This window comes from Phyllobacterium sp. NPDC097923, assembly GCF_044760925.1.
GTDB classification, from domain to species: domain Bacteria; phylum Pseudomonadota; class Alphaproteobacteria; order Rhizobiales; family Rhizobiaceae; genus Phyllobacterium; species Phyllobacterium calauticae.
Genome location: NZ_JBIWBL010000001.1, coordinates 607243 through 629175 on the forward strand (window position 1 = coordinate 607243; position 21933 = coordinate 629175).

Annotated in this window: 24 protein-coding genes; 14 read left to right on the top strand and 10 right to left on the bottom strand. The window is 59.4% G+C overall.

Translation table 11 applies throughout. The features are described 5' to 3' along the window. The first annotated feature begins 7 nt into the window (after positions 1–7). Entirely contained in the window at positions 8–361 is a 354-nt protein-coding gene (locus tag ACIQWS_RS03080; protein WP_403170087.1) for a VOC family protein, read from the top strand. A gap of 9 nt (positions 362–370) precedes the next feature. Here ACIQWS_RS03080 and ACIQWS_RS03085 read toward each other — a convergent pair whose 3' ends face one another. Both ACIQWS_RS03085 and ACIQWS_RS03090 read right to left on the bottom strand, forming a co-directional pair. Continuing rightward, entirely contained in the window at positions 371–1051 is a 681-nt protein-coding gene (locus tag ACIQWS_RS03085) for a glutathione S-transferase family protein (RefSeq protein WP_403170090.1), read from the bottom strand. A 71-nt stretch (positions 1052–1122) separates the two neighbouring features. Continuing rightward, the gene (locus ACIQWS_RS03090) at positions 1123–1683 is read right to left on the bottom strand and encodes an NADPH-dependent FMN reductase (RefSeq protein WP_288191984.1); all 561 of its coding nucleotides are present in this window, start codon (positions 1681–1683) and stop codon (positions 1123–1125) included. Positions 1684–1775: 92 nt separating this feature from the next. Here ACIQWS_RS03090 and ACIQWS_RS03095 point away from each other — a divergent pair, with 92 nt between their 5' ends. The 3 genes from ACIQWS_RS03095 to ACIQWS_RS03105 all read left to right on the top strand — a co-directional run bounded on the left by ACIQWS_RS03095 (position 1776) and on the right by ACIQWS_RS03105 (position 2909). Next, a complete protein-coding gene (locus ACIQWS_RS03095) occupies positions 1776–2183 on the top strand; it encodes a winged helix-turn-helix transcriptional regulator (RefSeq protein ID WP_403170093.1) in 408 nt (135 codons plus the stop codon). Between the two features lie 73 nt (positions 2184–2256). Beyond that, complete coding sequence (locus ACIQWS_RS03100) at positions 2257–2511, top strand: AbrB/MazE/SpoVT family DNA-binding domain-containing protein (RefSeq protein ID WP_346307518.1); 255 nt, start codon at positions 2257–2259, stop codon at positions 2509–2511. Next, positions 2508–2909, top strand: coding sequence for a type II toxin-antitoxin system VapC family toxin (locus ACIQWS_RS03105; RefSeq protein WP_403170096.1), 402 nt, complete (start codon positions 2508–2510; stop codon positions 2907–2909). Before ACIQWS_RS03100 ends, ACIQWS_RS03105 begins: the two co-directional genes overlap by 4 nt. A gap of 110 nt (positions 2910–3019) precedes the next feature. Here ACIQWS_RS03105 and groL read toward each other — a convergent pair whose 3' ends face one another. From groL to ACIQWS_RS03120, 3 genes are all read right to left on the bottom strand, one after another. Continuing rightward, positions 3020–4666, bottom strand: coding sequence for a chaperonin GroEL (gene groL, locus ACIQWS_RS03110; RefSeq protein ID WP_105736257.1), 1647 nt, complete (start codon positions 4664–4666; stop codon positions 3020–3022). A 65-nt stretch (positions 4667–4731) separates the two neighbouring features. Beyond that, entirely contained in the window at positions 4732–5028 is a 297-nt protein-coding gene (gene groES, locus ACIQWS_RS03115; protein WP_105736255.1) for a co-chaperone GroES, read from the bottom strand. Between the two features lie 238 nt (positions 5029–5266). Beyond that, positions 5267–5641, bottom strand: a complete 375-nt coding sequence (locus ACIQWS_RS03120; RefSeq protein WP_346307516.1) for a helix-turn-helix domain-containing protein — start codon at positions 5639–5641, stop codon at positions 5267–5269. A 100-nt stretch (positions 5642–5741) separates the two neighbouring features. Between ACIQWS_RS03120 and ACIQWS_RS03125 the strand changes: the two genes are divergently transcribed. Continuing rightward, positions 5742–6755, top strand: coding sequence for a zinc-binding alcohol dehydrogenase family protein (locus ACIQWS_RS03125; protein ID WP_403170099.1), 1014 nt, complete (start codon positions 5742–5744; stop codon positions 6753–6755). Positions 6756–6799: 44 nt separating this feature from the next. Here ACIQWS_RS03125 and ACIQWS_RS03130 read toward each other — a convergent pair whose 3' ends face one another. The 4 genes from ACIQWS_RS03130 to ACIQWS_RS03145 form a co-directional block, all read right to left on the bottom strand. Further along, positions 6800–8044, bottom strand: coding sequence for an MFS transporter (locus ACIQWS_RS03130; protein ID WP_403170102.1), 1245 nt, complete (start codon positions 8042–8044; stop codon positions 6800–6802). Positions 8045–8140: 96 nt separating this feature from the next. After that, on the bottom strand, positions 8141–8437 hold the full coding sequence (locus tag ACIQWS_RS03135; RefSeq protein WP_403170105.1) for an ArsR/SmtB family transcription factor: 297 nt from the start codon (positions 8435–8437) through the stop codon (positions 8141–8143). A 5-nt stretch (positions 8438–8442) separates the two neighbouring features. Next, entirely contained in the window at positions 8443–9438 is a 996-nt protein-coding gene (locus ACIQWS_RS03140) for a cation diffusion facilitator family transporter (RefSeq protein ID WP_403170108.1), read from the bottom strand. 134 nt (positions 9439–9572) lie between these two features. After that, positions 9573–10277 carry a glutathione S-transferase family protein gene (locus tag ACIQWS_RS03145; protein WP_403170111.1) on the bottom strand — a complete coding sequence of 235 codons (705 nt, stop codon included), beginning with the start codon at positions 10275–10277 and terminating at the stop codon, positions 9573–9575. 134 nt (positions 10278–10411) lie between these two features. Here ACIQWS_RS03145 and ACIQWS_RS03150 point away from each other — a divergent pair, with 134 nt between their 5' ends. From ACIQWS_RS03150 to ACIQWS_RS03180, 7 genes are all read left to right on the top strand, one after another. Next, positions 10412–10747, top strand: a complete 336-nt coding sequence (locus ACIQWS_RS03150) for a helix-turn-helix domain-containing protein (RefSeq protein WP_288192067.1) — start codon at positions 10412–10414, stop codon at positions 10745–10747. Between the two features lie 227 nt (positions 10748–10974). Next, the gene (locus tag ACIQWS_RS03155; protein WP_403177413.1) at positions 10975–11823 is read left to right on the top strand and encodes a TIGR01459 family HAD-type hydrolase; all 849 of its coding nucleotides are present in this window, start codon (positions 10975–10977) and stop codon (positions 11821–11823) included. A 12-nt stretch (positions 11824–11835) separates the two neighbouring features. After that, positions 11836–12816 (top strand): bifunctional riboflavin kinase/FAD synthetase, encoded by a 981-nt coding sequence (locus ACIQWS_RS03160; RefSeq protein ID WP_403170115.1) that lies wholly within the window; start codon positions 11836–11838, stop codon positions 12814–12816. A gap of 104 nt (positions 12817–12920) precedes the next feature. Continuing rightward, entirely contained in the window at positions 12921–13769 is an 849-nt protein-coding gene (locus tag ACIQWS_RS03165; RefSeq protein ID WP_346307509.1) for a MipA/OmpV family protein, read from the top strand. Positions 13770–14051: 282 nt separating this feature from the next. Next, entirely contained in the window at positions 14052–16970 is a 2919-nt protein-coding gene (gene ileS / locus ACIQWS_RS03170) for an isoleucine--tRNA ligase (protein WP_403170119.1), read from the top strand. 191 nt (positions 16971–17161) lie between these two features. After that, positions 17162–17836 (top strand): hypothetical protein, encoded by a 675-nt coding sequence (locus ACIQWS_RS03175; protein ID WP_346307507.1) that lies wholly within the window; start codon positions 17162–17164, stop codon positions 17834–17836. Positions 17837–17980: 144 nt separating this feature from the next. Beyond that, a complete protein-coding gene (locus tag ACIQWS_RS03180; protein ID WP_403170121.1) occupies positions 17981–18967 on the top strand; it encodes a DUF4105 domain-containing protein in 987 nt (328 codons plus the stop codon). Here ACIQWS_RS03180 and ACIQWS_RS03185 read toward each other — a convergent pair. Further along, entirely contained in the window at positions 18964–19395 is a 432-nt protein-coding gene (locus ACIQWS_RS03185; RefSeq protein WP_223612392.1) for a nucleoside deaminase, read from the bottom strand. The two genes, ACIQWS_RS03180 and ACIQWS_RS03185, sit on opposite strands and share 4 nt — an antisense overlap. Before the next feature lie 108 nt (positions 19396–19503). Between ACIQWS_RS03185 and ACIQWS_RS03190 the strand changes: the two genes are divergently transcribed. Both ACIQWS_RS03190 and rsmD read left to right on the top strand, forming a co-directional pair. Continuing rightward, positions 19504–21363, top strand: a complete 1860-nt coding sequence (locus ACIQWS_RS03190; RefSeq protein ID WP_346307505.1) for a pseudouridine synthase — start codon at positions 19504–19506, stop codon at positions 21361–21363. An 11-nt stretch (positions 21364–21374) separates the two neighbouring features. After that, on the top strand, positions 21375–21932 hold the full coding sequence (gene rsmD, locus ACIQWS_RS03195; protein WP_403177423.1) for a 16S rRNA (guanine(966)-N(2))-methyltransferase RsmD: 558 nt from the start codon (positions 21375–21377) through the stop codon (positions 21930–21932). Position 21933 lies beyond the last annotated feature (1 nt).

Below are 21933 nucleotides of genomic sequence, written 5' to 3' on the forward strand. Positions count from 1 at the left end.
ACGGATGATGGCTCAATCGGGCAGGGACAAACGGATCGACTATATCGAATTCAACGTCAGCGATATCGGCCGCATGCGCGCATTCTATGGCGAGGCGTTCGGCTGGACATTCAAGGATTACGGTCCGGAGTATTGCGAATTTTCCGATGGCAATCTCACGGGCGGCTTTGCTGCCGGCGGTGACGTGCGAACCGGCGGCCCGCTGGTCATTCTGTTCGCCGATGACCTTGCCGATGCCCAGAAACGTGTCGAAAGCGCCGGTGGGAAAATCGTCAAGCCTGTTTTTGATTTCCCGGGCGGGCGGCGCTTTCACTTCGCCGACCCGGATGGCTATGAACTCGCGGTCTGGTCCGACAAATAGGCGGACCGTTCAGGCGGCAAGTTTCAGCATGTGCGCGTCGTAGCGCTCCATGAACTGGCGCAACAGCTGCGGATATTCCGGCGTGACCGCCGCCTTGACGCTCGGACGCTCCGACAGGGCCTGGCGCCACGCCCGGACCTTCGGGTAAGCGGCAAACACGCCATGTTCCGTGAGTGTGTCGAAGGTGTCGAAATAGCGGAAAACGGGTGCGAACACCGCATCGACAAGGCTGAATGTCTTGCCGGCAAAGAACGGCCCGTCGCCGAGAACCTCTTCGAGGCGGGCAAACTTGGCTTTCAGTGTCGCAAGCTTGTCGTTGAACAGCGTGGCATCGCCTGTGGTTTCAAGTGACCAGATATCCGAAAGGATGGTCGAGCCGAATTCCATCCAGCCACGATGGCGGGCACGCTCGAGGGCATTGTCCGGGTGCAGGCGCGGTTCACCCTCGGTCTCTTCGATATATTCGGCAATGACCGAGCTTTCGAACAGGACAGCCTCGGAGCCATCGTCCTGTTCCACCTTCAGCAGCGGGACCTTGCCCAGCGGCGATATCTTGAGGAACCAGTCCGGCTTGGCATTGAGATCAATGTAAATCTTCTCGAAGGGCACGCCTTTTTCCGCCAGTGCAATCGCTGCGCGCTGCACGTAGGGGCAAAGGAGATGGCTGATCAGGGTCAGTTTCTTGGTCATGGCGGGTCTCCCTATTCGTGATGGCTGAACAAGCAAAAAGGGCGGCCGTCGAAACGGCCGCCCTTTGGAATTTATGCGGAGCGCGCTGCCTTCAAGGCCTTGCCCCACCAGACGAGCTGATCGAGCTGGTTGGTGGCTGCCTCATTCAGATGGGCATAATCGCCAAGCGTCTTTTCGCCCTTGACCACGCTCAGATATTCCGGGAACGAGATGTGGATACCTGTCTTGACCGAGGCTGCACTCATCTCGACGAAAATCCCGCGCAGGTGCTCGATGGCCCGTGCGCCGCCGACACCGCCATAACCGACGAAACCGACCGGCTTGTGGATGAAGTCGCCAAGATCGATCGCGTTCTTCAGCACGCCCGTTGGTGCGTGGTTGTATTCGGCGACCGTAATGACATAGGCATCGAATTCACGCAGCTTCTTCTTCCAGCGTTCCGCCGTCTCGCTCTGTTCCGTGGTTGCGCGCTCTTCACCGAAAAACGCCATCGGATAGTCGATGAGATCAAGGATTTCGACCTCGACATCGTCGCGTTTGCCCGCAACGTCGGCGATCCATTTCGCCGGGAACTCGGCAAAGCGGCCAATGCGCGTGCTGCCAACGATGATGCCGATCTTCAGTTTCGTCATATTCAGAATTCCTCAGGTTTTTTGCTGTGGTAACTATTGGTTACTGGCGCTATATAAGTGACTGTTGAAAATACCCGCAAGGAGGCACTTTTTTGAAACCGAAGCACTTCCAAGTAACCTCTGCCTGTACGGCGGTGAATCACATTCTGGCCCGTGTCGGTGACAAATGGACCGTGCTGGTTATCAACTATCTGGGTAATGGTTCAATGCGCTTTAACGAGTTGAAGCGAACCATCAACGGGATTTCGCAGAAGATGCTGACCAGCACGTTGCGCGGGCTTGAGCGTGACGGCTTCGTCACCCGGACCGTCTATCCGACCATTCCGCCGCGTGTGGATTACGAGCTGACCGATCTTGGCCGCGAGCTGCTGGTGCCGGTGCGCGGGCTGGCAGATTTTGCCATTCAAAACGAGCAACGTATCGCCAATGCGCGGGCACGGTTCGACAACGCCACCGGCGTGGCTGACATCGCCGCCTCATTCGCGGAAGCGGCGGAGTAACGCGTTCACCATCATCCTTGAAAGTAAGGTAAAAATGCCTTACTTTGTTGCGGGTTAAACAGGTGGCGATGTGATGAGCGTACTGACAGTGACGGCAAAGGGCCAGGTTACTCTTCGAAAAGATGTCCTTCAGCATCTGGGTGTGCAGCCCGGCGATAAAATCGTGGCGGAGCTTCTGCCCAATGGAAAAGTTGAGGTTCATGCCGCCAAGCGGTCTGGTTCCATCGAGAATTTTATCGGACTTCTAAGCCGCCCGGATCAAAAACCGCTCAGCGTCGAAGAGATTAATGAGATCATTGCTGACGGATGGACTGGTCTCAAAAAATGAAGGCCACGCTTGATACCAACGTTCTCCTCAGGGCCGTTGTCCAAGACGATCCGGTCCAGTCCGTCACCGCCGCCAACCTCCTCAGAGACGTTGAATTGGTGGCCGTCAGCACGACATCCCTGTGTGAATTCTGCTGGGTGCTCGCCAGAGGCTATAAGTTTGATCGAAGCGATATTGCGCGAGCCGTGCGTGCATTGACCGAAAGTGAAAATGTGGCCTTCACCAAAGCTGCCGTCGAGGCCGGCCTTGCGGTGCTCGACGCGGGTGGCGACTTTGCCGATGGCGTGATCGCCTTCGAAGGGCAGCGATTGGGCGGTGAAGTATTCGTCACTTTCGATAAAACTGCTGCCACTCTCGTTGGAGCAAGTGGTGTGTCGGTAAAGCTCCTATCGGCTTAACAGGCTGTATCCGAGCGATAATCCTCTTCGATAGAACCCTGCTTAAAACACAGACAACAAAAAAGGCGGGCCAAGGCCCGCCTTTTCCGTATGCGATTGGCGTGGACTGATTAGAAGTCCATACCGCCCATGCCGCCCATTCCGCCGCCTGGCATCTGGGGAGCGCCGCCATTGTCCTTCTTCGGAGCTTCGGCGATCATGGCTTCTGTCGTAACAAGAAGACCGGCAACCGATGCTGCATCCTGCAGAGCCGTACGAACAACCTTGACCGGGTCGACGATGCCCATGACGATCAGATCGCCATATTCACCATTGGCCGCATTGTAGCCGTAGGTTTCCTTCTTGCTCTCAAGGATCTTGCCGACAACGATGGAAGCTTCGTCACCTGCGTTCGTTGCGATCTGGCGAGCCGGAGCCTGCAGCGCACGACGAACGATGTTGATGCCAGCGTCCTGATCGGAGTTTGCACCCTTGAGTGTCAGGTTTGCCGAAGCGCGGAGCAGGGCAACGCCACCGCCAGGAACGATGCCTTCTTCAACAGCAGCACGTGTTGCGTTGAGAGCGTCGTCGACGCGGTCCTTCTTTTCCTTCACTTCAACTTCCGTTGCACCGCCAACGCGGATAACGGCAACACCGCCAGCGAGCTTGGCAAGACGTTCCTGCAGCTTCTCACGGTCGTAGTCCGAAGTGGTTTCGTCGATCTGCTGCTTGATCTGGCCGACGCGGGCGTTGATTTCGCCCTTCTTGCCATGACCGTCAACGATCGTGGTGTTTTCCTTGGTGATCGACACCTTCTTGGCGCGGCCGAGCATGTCGAGCGTAACGCTTTCGAGCTTGATGCCGAGATCTTCGGAAATAACCTGACCACCGGTGAGGATCGCGATGTCTTCCAGCATGGCCTTGCGGCGATCGCCGAAGCCAGGAGCCTTGACGGCAGCAATCTTCAGGCCGCCGCGCAGCTTGTTGACGACGAGCGTTGCAAGAGCTTCGCCTTCGACGTCTTCGGAGATGATGACGAGCGGCTTGGAAGTCTGGACGACAGCTTCGAGAACCGGCAGGAGAGCCTGGAGGTTCGAGAGCTTCTTTTCGTGCAGAAGGATGTAGGCGTCTTCGAGGTCAGCAACCATCTTTTCAGGGTTGGTGACGAAGTATGGGCTGAGGTAGCCGCGGTCGAACTGCATGCCTTCAACGACTTCGAGTTCGGTGTCAGCGGTCTTGGCTTCTTCGACGGTGATAACACCCTCGTTGCCGACCTTCTGCATTGCCTTGGCAATCATTTCACCGATTTCAGTCTCGCCATTGGCAGAGATCGTGCCAACCTGCGCGACTTCTTCCGAAGTCTTGATCTTCTTGGCGCTCTTGCCGAGCTGCTTGACGACTTCTGCAACAGCAAGATCGATGCCGCGCTTCAGGTCCATCGGGTTCATGCCGGCAGCAACAGCCTTGCCGCCTTCCTGAACGATTGCCTGGGCCAGAACAGTCGCAGTCGTGGTGCCGTCACCGGCAATGTCGTTCGTCTTCGAAGCGACTTCACGGACCATCTGTGCGCCCATGTTTTCGAACTTGTCTTCAAGTTCGATTTCCTTGGCAACGGTTACGCCGTCCTTGGTGATGCGCGGAGCGCCGAAGGACTTGTCGATAACGACGTTGCGGCCTTTCGGGCCGAGCGTTACCTTGACAGCGTCCGCAAGGATATTGACACCGCGCAGCATGCGCTCACGCGCGTCGCGGCCGAATTTTACTTCTTTGGCAGCCATTTTATCTCTCCTGGGATTGAACCCGGTTTGATCCAAATTCGTTGATTAAAGGGAAAACCGGCTGATTAGCCGAGGATGCCCAGAATGTCGGATTCTTTCATGATCAGCAGATCTTCGCCGCCGATCTTGACTTCCGTGCCCGACCACTTGCCGAACAGGACATGATCGCCTGCCTTGACATCGAGCGGGATGAGCTTGCCGGCTTCGTCACGAGCGCCGGTACCGACGGAGACGATTTCGCCTTCCTGTGGCTTTTCCTTGGCAGTATCCGGAATGATGATGCCGCCTGCAGTCTTTGCTTCGGATTCGATACGGCGTACGACGACGCGATCGTGAAGCGGGCGGAACTTGGTCTTGGCCATGGTTAGAACCCTTGATGTTGGTGTCAAAACGGTGAAGCGAACGAGTGATCGTCCGCGTTATTAGCACTCACAAGTGACGAGTGCTAACTGGGCTCGGAAATAGTGGGCAGCCATGGAAGAGTCAAGGGAGAGGTTTGCCGAATTTCGGCGAAAGACTGAAAAGCAATGCACGCTGGCGCGTCTTCAGTCATGCAAAATCATCCCATGCAATTGTGAACCAATGATGACGCGTCTGCGTTTATGCGGCCTGCGACCGCACCGTTGCAGCCTTTGCCGCTTCGGAGCGCAGATGGGTATCTCCCCAGACCTTGAGGGCCGATATGATCGGCTCCAGACTGCGGCCGTGCTCCGTCAGGGAGTATTCCACCTTGGGTGGTACCTGTGCATAGACCTTGCGTGTGATGAAGCCGTCGGCCTCCAGCTCGCGCAACTGGTTGGTCAGCATGCGCTGGGTAACGCTGTTCAGGTGACGGCGGATTTCGTTGAAGCGCAGCGTACCGGACATCAGGTGAAAAAGGATCATGCCCTTCCATTTGCCGCCGATGAGATTGAGCGTTCCTTCCACCGGACAACCCGGTGCACAATCAAAATTCGTATGGCGGATGCGCGGCATCACGGTATCCTTTATGACACTATATGCAATTTATGTGCATTCTTGCACTGTTCGAACATAGCGCGCATTTGAACAGCGTCAACTTATCTGGAGAATGCTTATGCGCGCCATCGTCTATTATGAACCGCAGCCGATCACTGCGGAAACCTCACTCGTCGATATCAATCTGCCCAAGCCCGAAGCGCAGGGGCGCGACCTTTTGGTCGAAGTGAAAGCCATATCGGTCAATCCCGTCGATACGAAAATCCGCGCCGGTGCAAAGCCGGAAGCGGGCCAGCCAAGAGTTCTCGGCTGGGATGCGGCCGGTATCGTTACTGCGGTGGGGCCGGATGTCCGGCACTTCAAGGTTGGCGACGAGGTGTTCTATGCGGGAGCGGTGGATCGCCCTGGAACCAATGCCGAATATCATCTTGTGGATGAGCGCATCGTTGGCACGAAGCCGAAGTCCCTCGATTTCAGCGCCGCCGCCGCCCTGCCGCTGACGTCGATCACCGCATGGGAAATGCTGTTTCACCGGCTCCACATCGACATACCGGTGGTTGGCGCAGCCAACGCCATTCTGATTATCGGCGGTGCCGGTGGGGTCGGTTCGATTGCCGTGCAGCTTGCGCGCAAACTGACCAACCTGACGGTGATCGCCACGGCCTCGCGCCCGGAAACCCGCCAATGGGTGGAGGAGCTGGGCGCACACCATGTCATCGATCATTCAAAGCCGCTCGCCGCGCAGGTGGAAGCGCTCGGTCTGGGCACCCCCGCCTTTGTCTTTGCGACGACAAACTCCGATACGCATCGCACGGAGATTGCGGCACTGATTGCACCGCAGGGCCGGTTCGGCCTGATCGATGATCCGAAAAGCTACGATATCATGCCGTTCAAATGGAAAAGTGTTTCCATCCACTGGGAGGTGATGTTCACCCGCTCGCGTTATGACACTGTCGATATCGAGGAGCAGCACAAGCTGCTCAACCGGGTGGCGGAACTCGTGGATGCCGGCACGCTGCGCACCACCCTTGCCGACGATCTCGGCACGATTTCAGCCGCCAATCTGAAGAAAGCCCATGCGCTTATTGAAAGCGGCCGTGCCCGCGGCAAGATTGTCCTGACCGGCTTTTAAACAACTGCAGCGGGCAGGGCGTCCATGCTCTGCCCGCTATCGCGTTATCGCGCAAACCGCAGCCAGCCGATGATGGTCACCGCAAGATAGGTGCCGCCGCAGATGAGGAGGAGATCGACGGGGCTGACGCGGCTGCTCATCATCGGGGCAACCAGCATGCCGACGAGCATGCCGACATGGGAGGTCACGATATAGATGCGTGTGGCCGGTGCGATATCGGCTGACGGCAGCAGGGTCTGGCGCAGGGTTGCAAAGGCGACGTCCTTGAAGGGGCCACCGAAACCCGACACTCCCGAAGCAATGACAAAGCCGACGAGACGCCAGTGCACAGGTATCGGTGCGGCGGCGGCCAAAGCCATCAGCAGGATGCCTGTGCCGGTTGTACATACGCCGAGATAGATCATCCGCGCCGGATGTTCCGGCATGGGACGATTGCCGACAACGAGATTGGCGATGAGATTGCTCACTCCGAATGCCGCGATCACCAGACCGTAGAGCCCGAAACCAGTTGTCAGCGACGCATCGAACTGGCTGGAAATGATCAGGGGAACGGCGAGGAAGAAGGCCACATACCATGCGCCGCCAATGAAGGCATTGCTGTCGAGCAGGAAGCCGAGCAGCGGTTGCCTGTGCATGGCGCGATAGCCGTAGGACAGGCTGGCGAGCGGGTGTTTTTTCTGCTGGCTCACGGGCGGCGCGACCGGTGTCGAAGACAAAGGCAATGCCATGATCGCTGCCGCTGAAAGCAGGAAGCTCAGGGCATTGGCGGTGAAGAAATGAATGGGGGCTATGATCGCGCCAGCCAATGCAATCAGTCCGGGGCCAAGCAATCGCGCCAGCCTGTTCGTCGCATCGAGCAACGCATTGGTGCCGGCCAGCAGGCTCGGCTCATTGGCGATCAGCTGCGGCAGAATGGTCTGCAGCGCCGGCAGGAACAGGGCTTCCCCGGTGGCAAGAACCGCGACGGCCAAGGCAAGCACCCAGGCGTCCGGTTGTCCTTCGATCATCCAGAAGAGAACCACGAGCACCAGCACGGCGCAGCGGCAAAGGTCGGCGCCGATCATCGTGCGGCGGCGGTCCCAGCGATCCGACATGGCGCCACCCAGGAACAGGACGGCAAGGATGATCGCCGATTTGACCGCAGCGATGTAACCGGCGGCCGGGCCGAATATATCAACGGCAATCCAGCTCAGCGCGACCGTATAGAGCTGGTCGCCGATGGCCGACAAGGCAAGGCCAGACCAGAGCAAACCGATGGAGCGCCGGCGGAGCAGTGTGATGAATTGCATGGGGCGAAAACAGGCTTGTGGTGGATCAATGCCACAAGGTTATTGCAAAATCTTTGCAGTGAATATGACAACCTTGACGGTTTATGTCAGGAGCCTTCAGCCGTCCTCGCGCACGTGGTGGGCCATATCCATCAGCATGCCGCTGACGTGTTGGTCGGAAAGCGCATAGAAGATTTGCCGGGCACGCCGGTCGCCGCGCACCAGGCGGGCGCTGCGCAACAGACGCAAGTGATGGCTGACCAGCGATTGCGACAGGTGCAGGCTTTCCGCGATATCGCCGACGGATCGCGGCGCATCGAGGCAATAGAACAGAATGCGCAGGCGGGTCGGATCGCCGAGGAGTTTGAAGGTTTCAGCCAGGCTTGCGGTATCGGATTCCGTTGGCATCGTCATGGCCGTCAATGCTTGTGTCCCGCGTGGCTGTGATCATGGCCGGCGTGATTGCCGTCCGTCTCGTGATCTCCCGAGGCGGAGGCGGGCTGTAGCCCGATTTCGCCTTCGTCATGCGGCATATCCGGCCAATCGATGGCGATGGTGGCATGCTGGATGTCGAAGCGTTTGGCGAGCTCCGTCTCGACGGTCTTCACAAGATGGCGCGGGTCGGTTCCGTCCTTTGGCTGGACATGCAGCGTGGCAAGCGCCTTGCCTGACGTGATCAGCCAGACATGCACGTGCCTGACGGCAGCAAGCCCTGCAACTGCTCCCATGAGATAGGTCTGGATTTCCTCCGGTTTGGCATTTTCAGGCGCACCTTCCAACAGGATGTGCAGCGCGTTGCGCAGCAGGGCCCAGGCGCTGCGCAGGATCAGCACGGAAACCAGGATGGAGAGAATCGGATCGATGGGCGTCCAGCCGGTAAAATAGATGACGATGGCTGCGCTGATGGCGCCGACTGAGCCGAGAAGGTCGCCCATGACGTGCAGGACGGCGCCCTTGATGTTCACATGTTCCTTGTCGCCACGGGTCAGGATCCAGAACACCAGTATGTTGATGAGCAGCCCGACGACGGCCACGAGGAACATGGGCCCCGCCAGAATTTCACCGGGTGAGCGGAAGCGGTTGATCGCTTCGATGGCGATCCAGACGACAATGGCAAAGAGCGCGATGGCATTGATGAGGCCGGCAATAACCTCGAAGCGCAGATAGCCATAGGTGCGGCTTTGATCCGCCGCGCGCTGGCCAAAGCGGAACGCGGCATAGGACAGGGCAAGCGCACCGGCATCGGTCAGCATGTGTCCCGCATCGGCAATCAGCGCCAGCGAACCGGACATGACGCCGCCGATCACCTCGATGATCATGTAGGAGAACGTGATGACGAAGGCGATCAGCACCTTGCGCTGATTGTCATTGGTTATTTTGGGGCCATGGTCGTGCCCTGCGTGCGACTGCGACATTGTTCCGGCTCGTCCCGTTGATGACATACGACATATAAATACATGTTCATATATTGTATGTCAATTGCAGCGAGTCCGAACGGTGGTTTGTTCGATCCGCCGGAAGGCCTCCCGGCGGATCGCCATCGGTGCGATCAGGCGGCCAGCCGCGTTCCAGCCTCATCCAATGTGATGTGGCCGAGAAACTGGCCGCTGGTGACAGCCGGGGTTTCGTCCTCGATGGCGTGGGCAAAAATCACGGCCTTGTCGGCTTCCAGCTTCTGCAGATAGGCATGAAGGTCGGGATACTCCGTTTTGAGGTCGAAGAGACCGAGATCCTCGCCCCAGCGGGCGATGCCGATCATGTAGGCGTCGGCAATCGTCCTGTTGGCGCCGACAAGCCAATCCCGCCCCTGCAGATGGGATTGCAGATAGGCGTAGCCGGAGGCGGCTTTCTCCCGCGCCAGGTCGCGCAGTATTTTGATCGCCGGATCGCCCTCTTTCAGCTTGTAGGCGGTCCAGGCCGACGAAAAGGCCGAGTGAAAGCTAGTGTGCAGATAGGCCAGCATCTGGTTAAGCCTGTCATGCGCCTCGGTGCCCTGAGCAAACCCCAGTTGCTTCCCGAGATCGCGTGCGGCGATGTTGTGGAGAATGGCAAAGCTTTCGCGCAGGCTGCTGCCGTTTTCCAGAAGCAGCGTCGGTGTCTGGTGCATGCTGTTGACACGGCCGTAGATAGCGCTCTTCGACTTGGCCAGCATGTCGACGCGGGCAAGGCGATAGGGTTGGCCGAGCCATTCCAGCGCGACGATTGAACCGAACGAGCAGCCATGCGGCACGCCATAAAACAATACGGGTTCCATTTTCATTTCCTCATTTTTTGAATGTCATACCGCGGTGAAAATGAAGATGGCGATATCGGTCACTATTGTAAAGAAGGCACAAAAATGTCATGTTGGTACAAATTTTATACCAACAATCAGATGGAATGGTCGTCATGAAAGATCTGGTTTCCAAATGCCCCGTCGAAAATGCCATGCTGGTGCTGGGCGGGCGCTGGCGCATCCTGCTCATCTACTATCTGCTGGAGGGAACGAAGCGTTTCAGCGAACTGCGCCGTGACATGCCGAAAATTTCGCAGCGCATGCTCACCCTTGACCTGCGCGCACTCGAAGAGGCCGGCTACGTGACCCGCACGATCATTCCGCAGGTTCCGGTGCGTGTCGAATACAGCCTGACGGAGGAGGGGTGGCGCCTCAAGACGCTGGTCGATGTGCTCGGTGAATGCGGTGACCGGCTGGCCAGCCGCGGCTACGTCAAGGCTGCAGCGTGATTACCAGGGGTGCGTGGTTCGACAAGCTCACCATGAGGGAAGTTTGTGGGCTGCAATCAAACCACCTCCCTCATGGTGAGCTTGTCGAACCACGCACGATTGTTCTGCCACATTCCAGATGAGCTGAAGAGCCAGAAGCGACAATCACAGGTGACACGATTGCCGCTATCGGCTAAGCGATGCCATCTTATTCGCTCCGGCAATCTGAAAGGATCGGCATGACCGACATGGTACATTTGCAGCGTCTCGATGCGCTCAGAGACCGTTATGATGTTCTCCTGTGTGATGTCTGGGGTGTTCTGCACAATGGTATTGATTCCTTCGCGGCCGCATCCAATGCGTTGCAGCAGGCGCGGGAAGCCGGGCAGACGGTGATCCTGATCACCAATGCGCCGCGGCCATTTGCCGGTGTGGCCCAGCAGATCAAGATGCTCGGTGTACCCGACGCCGCCTATGACCGCATCGTCACATCGGGCGATGTCACGCGCGACCTGATCCGCAACGCGCCGCGCCGCGTGTTTCATCTGGGGCCGGAACGCGATGAAACCTTGTATGAAGGGCTTGATGTCGAGCTCACCGAAGAGCGTGAAGCGGATGTCGTGGTCTGCACCGGCTTTTTCGATGATGATGCCGAAGGTCCGGACGACTATGCCGACATGCTCACGCGCTTTCGCTCGCGCAACCTGCCGTTCATCTGCGCCAATCCCGACATCGTCGTCGAGCGCGGCGACCGGCTGATCTGGTGTGCAGGTGCCCTCGCGCGCGATTATGGCCAGTTGGGCGGGCGCACGCTCATTGCCGGAAAGCCGCATCGCCCCATTTACGAAGCGGCCATTGCCGCGGCGGAGGCCGTGCGCGGCGGGCCTGTCGACCTTGCGCGCGTGCTCGCCATTGGTGACGGCATGCTGACGGATGTGAAGGGCGCCGATCTCTTCGGAATCGATGTGCTCTATATATCCGGCGGCATTCACGCCGGCGATTATGTGAGAGGCGGCATATTTGATCTGGAAAAGCTGCTCGGCTTTCTCAAGAAGCATGGCAGCAATCCAGTTGCCACCATGCCGGCTCTCGCCTGAGGTACACGCACCATGCCGATTCTACGCCTGACCGACCCTTCGCATCTGCCGCAGCATCTGAAGGGCGCCGTGGTGGCGATCGGTAATTTTGACGGTGTGCATCGCGGCCATCAGGCTGTTCTGGGGCGGGCGCTTGATGCCGCCCACACCGCCGGAAAGCCTTCGCTGGTTCTCACCTTCGAGCCGCATCCGCGCAGCGTCTTCATGCCGGATCAGCCGGTCGACCGGCTGACGCCCGCAGCGGAAAAAGCCTCCATCCTGGAAGCGCTCGGTTTCGATGCGGTGGTGGAATGCCATTTCACCCGGGACTTCTCACAGCTTACGGCCGATGTGTTCGTGGACGAGATTCTCGTTGCCGGTCTTGGAGCGAGCCGCATCGTGGCGGGGTTTGACTTCCACTTCGGCAAGGGACGCCAGGGCGGTCCGGCCTTTCTCATGGATGCCGGGGAAAAGCGCGGCTTTCAGGTCACGCTCGTCGATGCGTTCCGCGACGAGGGCGGGCAGGCCATTTCATCCAGCCGCATCCGCGAACTTCTGGGTGCGGGCGACATTGTCGAAGCGTCGGGCCTCCTGGGGTACCGCCACCGGATTCGCGCGGAAGTGGTGCATGGCAAGCAGCTTGGCCGCACGATCGGCTTTCCCACGGCCAATATGGTGCTGCCACCCGAGACGCATCTGCAGGAAGGCATTTATGCCGTGCGTTTTCGCCGTGCGGACGGCACGCTCCACGACGGTGTGGCCAGCTTTGGCCGCAGGCCGACCGTGGATACCGATGGCGCGCCGCTGCTCGAAACCTATGTCTTCGATTTCACCGGCAATCTCTACGACGAAATCTGTGCGGTTTCGTTCTTCGGCTATTTGCGCGGCGAGGAAAAGTTCGACGGGCTTGAGCCGATGATGCAGCAGATCAGGCGCGACGAGGAAGAAGCGCGTGCTCTGTTGCAGGGGGTGAAACCGTTATCCGCTCTGGACGACACGATTAATTTTCGATGAAACGGTAAATTGTTTACCATAAGAATAAATCCAATTTTATCTATCCTTCGCTAGCGTCATTCTCAAATCTGCCGCCCTCCCAGGCGAAATTTTGGAGTGATTTCATGCATGTTCGTCTCGTCGCCGCTCTTTCGGGCGCCCTTATACTTGCCGGTGCCGTCCCGGGCTCTGCCGATGATTATTATTACGAAGGCCAGCAGAACCAGACGGCGGCTGCGCCTCGCCAGCATTGGTGGTCGGGTGACTGGTACCTGACTCTCGGTGCCAAAGGCTTCATCGCCCCGCGCTATGAAGGCGCCAAAGACTATCTTCTGCGGGCCGCGCCGGTTATCTCGCTGGGCCGTGCCGGAGCCGCCGCCCGTTTCAGCTCCCTCAATGACAATGCGTCGATCGGCTTGATCGATACAGGCGTGTTCCGCACCGGTATCACCGGCAAGCTGATCACCGGCCGCGACAGCGGCGACGCGAATCTCAAGGGCGTGCATGATGTCGATTGGGGTGTCGAAGTGGGCGGCTTCGCCGAATTCTATCCGACGGACAATATTCGCGGCCGTGTCGAGGTGCGTCGCGGTATCGGTTCGCATGACGGCGTCGTTGCCGACTTTGCCGTCGATGCCTTCAAGGACCTGACGCCGACTGTGCGCGTTTCGGCCGGGCCGCGCGCCACCGTAGCGTCGCGGGATTACTTCAAGCAGTATTACGGGGTGAACCCGACGGAAGCGGCTGCATCCGGCCTGTCGACCTACCGTCCCGATGGCGGCGGTCTGAAATCGCTTGGTCTCGGCGGTCAGATCACCTGGAAGGCGACGGACAAGATCGAAACCAGTGCCTATGCGGAGTATAGCCGCCTGATGGGACCGGCGGCCGATTCCAGCATCGTCAAGGAGCGCGGGTCGGCCAATCAGGCGACCTTCGGCCTGCAGGCAACCTACCGTTTCGACTTCGCGCTTTGATCGATATATCGGGCTGACGCGAAGTTTATTGCGTCAGCCCCTTTATTCTGGAAGCAGTGATTGCTAAAAGCGCGCTCATGAAAACTGTTTCCTGGACCCTTGCACAGTCCATACCGCTTCAGACACCACGAATTACTGGCCCGGCCTTCCGGTTTGCCTGAAGCCTAGGCTTGCGGGTGCGGAAGGTCCGGGTTTTCCGGATGCGCCATCGCGCTCTTTTTTGATTTTCGTCACATCTTTGCCTGCTGCGATCACGCGCGGGCCTGTTCACAAGCTGGAAAAATGACCGACACCGCCAACCCACTCGACTATTCGAAAACACTTTATCTGCCGCAGACCGATTTTCCGATGCGCGCCGGCCTGCCCGCCAAGGAGCCGGAATTCGTCAAGCGCTGGGGTGAGATGAATCTCTACAGGAAATTGCGCGAAGACGGGAAGGGGCGCCCGCTCTACGTGCTGCATGACGGTCCTCCCTATGCCAATGGCAATATCCATATCGGCCATGCGCTGAACAAGATCCTTAAGGACGTCATCACCCGCTCGTTCCAGATGCGCGGTTTCGATTCCAATTATGTTCCCGGCTGGGATTGCCACGGCCTGCCGATCGAATGGAAGATCGAGGAACAGTACCGCGCCAAGGGCAAGGACAAGGACGACGTGCCGATCAACGAATTCCGCAAGGAGTGCCGTGAGTTCGCCGCCAATTGGATCAAGATCCAGTCCGCCGAATTCAAGCGCCTCGGCATCGAGGGCGATTTCGACAATCCCTACACGACGATGGCTTTCCATGCGGAAAGCCGCATCGCCGGGGAATTGCTGAAATTCGCCATGTCGGGCCAGCTCTATCGCGGTTCGAAGCCGGTGATGTGGTCGGTGGTCGAGCGCACGGCGCTGGCGGAAGCCGAGGTCGAGTATCAGGACTATGAAAGCGACACCATCTGGGTGAAATTCCCGGTCGCAGATGGCGCGGGCGATCTTGGCGCGGCGCATGTGGTGATCTGGACCACGACACCATGGACCATCCCGGGAAACCGTGCGGTCAGCTATTCCCCGCGTATTGCCTATGGGCTTTACGAGGTCGAAACCGCAGAAAATGATTTTGGACCCCGACCGGGCGAAAGGCTGATCTTCGCCGATGCGCTTGCGGAGGAATCCGCGGCCAAGGCCAAGCTGACCTTCAAGCGGATCAAGACCGTTTCGGCCGACGAGTTTGCCGCCATGACCCTGGCGCATCCTTTCAAGGGGCTGGGCGGCGGTTATGAATTTGTGGTTCCGCTGGTTGCCGGTGATCACGTCACCGACGATGCCGGTACCGGTTTCGTGCACACTGCTCCAAGCCACGGCCGCGAGGACTTTGACGCCTGGACTGCTGCTGCGCGTGAACTCGAGGCGAAGGGTATTTCTCCGGCTATCCCGTTCACCGTTGATGATGCCGGTTTCTATACCAAGGACGCTCCGGGTTTTGGGCCGGACCGCGACGGCGGCGCCGCGCGCGTCATCGACGACAACGGCAAGAAGGGCGATGCCAACAAGGCCGTCATCGAGGAGCTTATCGCGCGCAGTGCGCTGTTTGCCCGCGGCCGGCTGAAGCACTCGTATCCGCATTCATGGCGTTCGAAGAAGCCGGTGATCTTCCGCAACACGCCGCAATGGTTTGTCTATATGGACAAGGATCTGGGCGATCTGACCACATTGCGTTCGCGCGCCCTGGCGGCGATCGACGAGACCCGTTTCGTACCCGCCGGCGGCCAGAACCGGCTGCGTGCCATGATCGAAGACCGTCCCGACTGGGTCCTGTCGCGTCAGCGCGCCTGGGGTGTGCCGATCTGCGTGTTTGCCGATGAGAATGGCAACGTGCTCAAGGACGATGCGGTCAATGCCCGCATTCTCGAAGCATTCGAGCAGGAAGGCGCCGATGCCTGGTTTGCCGAAGGCGCGCGCGAGCGTTTTCTTGGCGAAAAGGCAAACGAGCCGTGGGTGCAGGTGCGCGACATTCTCGATGTCTGGTTTGACTCCGGCTCGACCCATGTCTTCACGCTGGAAGATCGTCCTGACCTGAAATGGCCTGCCGATGTCTATCTGGAAGGCTCCGACCAGCATCGCGGCTGGTTCCACTCGTCGCTGCTGGAAAGCTGCGGTACCCGTGGACGTGCGCCCTACAACACCCTCGTCACCCATGGTTTCACCATGGATGAGGAGGGGCGCAAAATGTCGAAGTCGCTCGGCAATACGGTCACGCCGCAGGATGTGATCAAGGATTCCGGCGCCGATATCCTGCGCCTGTGGGTCATGACCACGGATTATTGGGAAGACCAGCGTCTGGGCAAGAACATCATCCAGACGAACATCGATTCCTATCGCAAGCTGCGCAACACCATCCGTTGGATGCTTGGCACCCTGGCCCACGATGCCGGGGATGAAATCGCCTATGCTGATATGCCGGAACTTGAAAAGCTGATGCTGCACCGTCTCGCCGAGCTCGATGAGGTGGTCCGCTCGAGCTATGATGCCTTCGAATTCAAGCGCATCACGCGTTCCCTCATCGATTTCATGAACGTCGAATTGTCGGCGTTCTACTTCGATATCCGCAAGGATGCGCTGTATTGCGATGCGCCGTCCAGCATCAAGCGCCGTGCGTCCCTGCAGGTTGTACGTCACCTGTTCGACCGTCTGGTAACCTGGCTTGCGCCCATGCTGCCGTTCACCACGGAGGAAGCCTGGCTCGACCAGTATCCCGCCGCCGTCTCGGTTCATCTCGAGCAGTTCCGCGCGACGCCGTCCGAATGGAAGAACGAAGCTCTCGCCGAGAAGTGGCGCAAGGTGCGCGATGTCCGGCGGGCCGTCACAGGCGCGCTGGAGCTGGAGCGGGCGGACAAGCGCATCGGTTCGTCGCTTGAGGCTGCGCCGGTGGTCTTTGTCACCGATCCGGAATTGTTCGCTGCCGTTTCTGATCTCGATATGGCTGAAATCTGCATCACCAGCGCCATCACGATCAGGAACGAAGCAGCTCCGGCCGGGGCCTTCATTGCCGAGGACGTGAAGGGCGTGGCGGTCGTTCCGGAGCGCGCATCGGGTACAAAATGTGCCCGTTCATGGCGTTATACCCATGATGTCGGATCTGATCCGGCCTATCCGGATGTGTCGGCCCGCGATGCGGCGGCACTGCATGAACTGGCAAAACTCGGCAAACTCGCCATTTAAGTGTATAAATGCGGATCATTCTCTGGATGATCCGCATTTTGCTTAACAATAGGTTGCTTCGGCTTGCTTATTGGGACAGGCCTCATGTAAAAGGCTTGCCATTGAGTTGCCTGATTTAACAGGCAGGGCATTGATCAAGCATATTGACTCGGCGGAGTCGGCAATATGAGCTTGAGGCGAAAGTGGCGAGTATGGATTTGAACGGACGTATTACGGTTCTTGGTGCAATGCTGGCGTCCTTGACGCTGGCCGGGTGCATGTCGTCACCAACCTATGGCACCAACAAGACATCTGGCAGCCAGTTGCTGGACGACGTTTCCAATATCGCTTCGTTCAGTCCCAAGAAAAAAGACCCGATAACCTATAATCCGCGCCCGGATCTCGTTCGCCCTGTCGCTGGCAAGCCAGGCCAATTGCCGGCGCCACAGGAAAATGCCGTCGCCGCGAACGCTGCGAAGTGGCCGGAATCACCGGAACAGCGGCGCAAGCGTTTGCGTGATGACGCTACGGCCAATCAGAACAATCCCAACTATGTGCCGCAAATCGAAAATGACACGCCGCCCGCAACAAGGGCTGTCGATAATGGCGAGCACGGCGTCTACAACGACAGAAACCCGCCGCCCTCTGGCGTGAGCACGGCAAGCAAGCAGTCTGCGGAATTCCGCGCTCGCCGCCTTGCTTCGACCGCCGGTTCGGCGACCACGCGGCGTTATCTGAGCGAGCCGCCGCTGGCCTATCGCGCCCCGGCACCGACGGCCGCTGCCGATGAGCTTGGCGAAGACGAAGCCAAGAAGGAACGCGACCGCAAGGCCGCTGCCCGCAAGGACAAGGGCTTCAGCTTCAAGAACCTCATTCCCTGGAATTGATGCCACCGGAATTTGAACCGCTGCATGACACGTGAAAGGCTCCTTCAGGGAGCCTTTCTTTTTGGGACGTCAGAAAGCGTCTTGCCTTTGCCTTGATGTACCGGGACTATTGCGTCACAGCTTGTCAGTTGAGGGCCACCGATCTTGCGTCTTTTGCGTCTTCCCGGATTGATTATTCTCATTCTCCTGACAGCCTTCGGTTTTTTCTGGGGCGGATTTGCGCTCTGGTATCAACTTCCTCTCGACCTGCCCGGTGTGACGGGCGGTGTGATTGTCTGGGTCCTGATCGGGCTTGTGGTTCTTTGGCTCGAGGTAACGGGGCGGGTGCGGCGCGCCCTGATTGTGCTCATTCCGGTCATGGCAGCCCTCCTGTTCTGGTGGAGCACCATAACCCCGTCGCTCAATCGCATCTGGGCGGATGATGTGGCGCAGACCGTCACGGGAACACTGGTCGGCAATCATGTGACGCTGGCCAATGTCCGCAATTTCGAATGGCGCAGCCAGACGGACTACACGCCGCGCTGGGAAGTCCGGTCCTATGATCTGGAAAATCTGGCTTCGGTTGATGTGTTTCTGTCGTACTGGTCGAGCCCGGCCATTGCGCATACGCTGGTGAGTTTCGGTTTCAACAATGGTGATCAGGTGGTTTTCTCGGCCGAGATCCGCAAGAAGCGGCACGAGCAGTTCTCGGAAATCGGCGGCTTTTTCAAACAGTTCGAGCTGGCGATGATCGCCGCCGACGAGCGTGACATCATCCGGCTGCGCAGCAATATCCGCAAGGAGGATGTGTATCGGTATCGGGTCAACCTGACGCCGGAAATGCGGCAGGCGCTGTTTCTCTCCTACCTCGATACCGGCAACCGGTTGTCCAAGCAGGCGCAATTCTACAATACGGTGACGGCCAATTGCACAACGGTGATCTTTGACATGATCCGGGCAATCACCCCCGGTGTGCCGCTGGACTACCGCGTCATCCTCTCCGGTTACCTGCCCGGTTATCTCTATGATCTCGGCGCCATTGACCGGAACAAGCCGCTTGAAGCGGAGATCGAGGCGGCTTCGATCAACCAGCGCGCCATGGATGCCGACAAGGCGGAAGACTTTACCACCCGGATACGCGCCGACAATTAGAGCCTTTTTGCGCGGAAGAATTCCTTGAGGATGGTTTCAGCTTCCTGCTCGCGGAAGCCGGAATAGACCTCCGGCGCGTGATGGCAGGTGGGCTGGGCAAAAAATCGCGCACCGTTTTCCACTCCGCCGCCTTTGATGTCCTGCGCTCCGTAGTACAATCGCCGGATACGGGCGAAGGAAATGGCGGCAGCGCACATCGTGCACGGCTCGAGCGTGACATAGAGATCGCAACCCGTCAGACGCTCATCGTTCAGCGCTTCGCAGCCCTGCCGGATGACCAGAATCTCCGCATGGGCGGTGGGATCGTTGCGTTCCCGGGTGCGGTTTCCGGCCTGGGCCAGAACCACGCCGTCCTTCACCAGAACGGCACCGACGGGCACTTCGCCGCGTTTTGCCGCTGCCTTCGCCTCGGCCAGGGCAAGGTCCATGGGTCCCATAGGATCAGTTTTTTGGTTCACGCTGCACTCATGGTCCAGAATTTACTCGCAAGCTGCCGTCATAGCTGGTAGTTAGCCCCGCTGAAAGGCAAACATTCCATGACCAGTTCAAATGATGACGGAAAGGGCGGTAAACGTCCCTTTGAAAAGCGCAGCTTCGACAAGAAGGGCGCCGATGGCGGCCGCGGTGGCCGTCCGGCTCCGCGCAAGTTCGATGACGGAGCGCGGGATCCCGCGACGCGCGGTCCGCGCAGATCATCGCATGAGGAAGCGCCGGTCGACGACAGCGAGCGCATTGCCAAGCGCCTTGCCCGCGCAGGGATAGCCTCGCGCCGCGAAGCCGAGACAATGATTGCTGCAGGCCGTATCTCGGTCAATGGCAAGGTGCTCGCCAGCCCCGCGATCAATGTCAAGCGCGAAGACCGCATCGAAGTCGACGGCAAGCCGTTGCCGCAGAAAGAACGCACGCGCCTGTGGCTTTACCACAAGCCGGCCGGTCTGGTGACAACCAACCGCGATCCGGAAGGACGCCAGACGGTTTTCGAATCCCTGCCGAAGGATATGCCGCGTGTCCTTTCCGTCGGACGCCTGGATATCAATACCGAAGGTCTTCTGCTGCTGACCAATGATGGCGGCCTGTCGCGTGCGCTTGAATTGCCGTCCACCGGCTGGCTGCGCCGCTACCGCGTGCGTGCCCATGGCAGCGTGACCCAGGAAAAGCTCGATACGCTGAAAGACGGCATTGCCGTCGAAGGCGTGTTCTATGGCGCGATCGAAGCCACCCTTGAACGCGAGCAGGGTTCGAACGTGTGGATCATGATGGGCTTGCGCGAGGGCAAGAACCGCGAAGTCAAGAATGTGCTCGGTGCGCTTGGCCTGTCCGTCAATCGCCTGATCCGCATTTCCTATGGCCCGTTCCAGCTTGGTGATCTGCCCGAGGGTTCGGTGCGGGAGATGAACGGCCGCACCCTGCGTGACCAGCTTGGTGAGCGCCTGATCGAAGAATCCGGTGCCGATTTCGAGGCGCCGATCATCAATGTCTTTTCCAACGATGCGGTGAAGGGCGAAGCGGTACAGCAGCCGGCTGCCGATCGTCCGGCACGCCGTTCCTCCGAATGGATATCGAGTGCACCGGTGGCGAAAAGCCGTGGCCCGCGCAAGTCCAAGGACGAAAGGCGCGAAGAAGGCCTGTCGCGCCTGACGACCGATCGCAGCGAACGGCCAGGAGCCTCGCGCGATGCACGCGGCGGCCGCGATGAACGTCCGGCCCGTGCACCGCGTGCGGACGACCGCAAGCCGCGCGATGCCGCTGGCCCCAAGGGTGCGCGCGGCGCAAAGGCTGAAGAGGCCGCGCCTCCACGTGCCCGTTCGGCCAATGTCTGGATGGCGCCGGGTGCACGCCCGGTTGGCAAACCCAAGGCAAAGACCGGCGAACCGCGTGGCGAGCGCCGCCATTCCGATGCACCGCGCACGGAACGGCCGCGCCGTTTCGAGGAAGGTTCCGCGCGTCCTGCGGGTGACCGGCCGCAGCGTGAACGTCCTGCCGGTGCCTATGCGGGCGGCGACAAGCCGCGCAGCTATTCCCCGCGTCCGCCCCGCGGCGATGACGAGCGGGCCGAGCGTCCGAAGCGTTCCTTCGGATCGGATCGGCCGGAAGGTTCTCGCGATGGCCCGCGTCCACCGCGCCCGCCACGGGTGGGCAAGCGCGAACGCGCCGAACTGAAGGAGCGGGAAGCCGCCGGCGGCAAACCGTCTTTCCAGTCCGAGCGCCCCAATCGCGCCGAACGTCCATATGGCACCAGCGGTCGCCCAACCCGGCAGGATGGCCGCTCCGGTGACCGGCCCTATGGCGGACCGAAAGGCGCGGCACCGCGTGGTGCGCCGTCGGGTGCTCCCAAAGGTCCGCGCGGCGGTTCCGGCGGCGGCGCAGGCCGTCCGCCACGCAAGCCCAAGCCATAGGCGTGGACTTGATGCGGATTGTCGGCGGCAAATTTCGCGGGCGGGCATTGGCGACGCCGAATACCAATGCCATCCGGCCGACGACGGATCGGACGCGGGAAAGCCTGTTCAACATTCTGGTGCACAATTATCCCGAAAAGTTTGAAGCGACCCGCGTGCTGGATCTTTTCGCCGGAACAGGCGCCCTGGGGCTTGAAGCCATATCGCGGGGCGCGCGCTATGGCGTCTTCATTGAGGAGTCGACGGAAGGGCGCGGCCTGATCCGCACCAATGTCGAAGCCTTCGGTTTGCTGGGCAACACCAAGATTTTCCGCCGCGATGCCGCCAAACTCGGCGATGCCGGCACGATCGAGCCGTTCGATCTCGTTTTTGCCGACCCGCCCTATGGCAAGGGCCTGGGCGAACTCGCCTTCAAATCCGCTCTTGAAGGCGGCTGGCTCAATCCCGACACACTTCTCGTGCTTGAAGAAGAGGCCGAAGCCGTGATCAACCTGGATTCGCGATTCTCGGTGGCCGAAGAACGCCACTACGGCGGAACAATCATACGATTTGTCACGTTGAGCGGCTAAG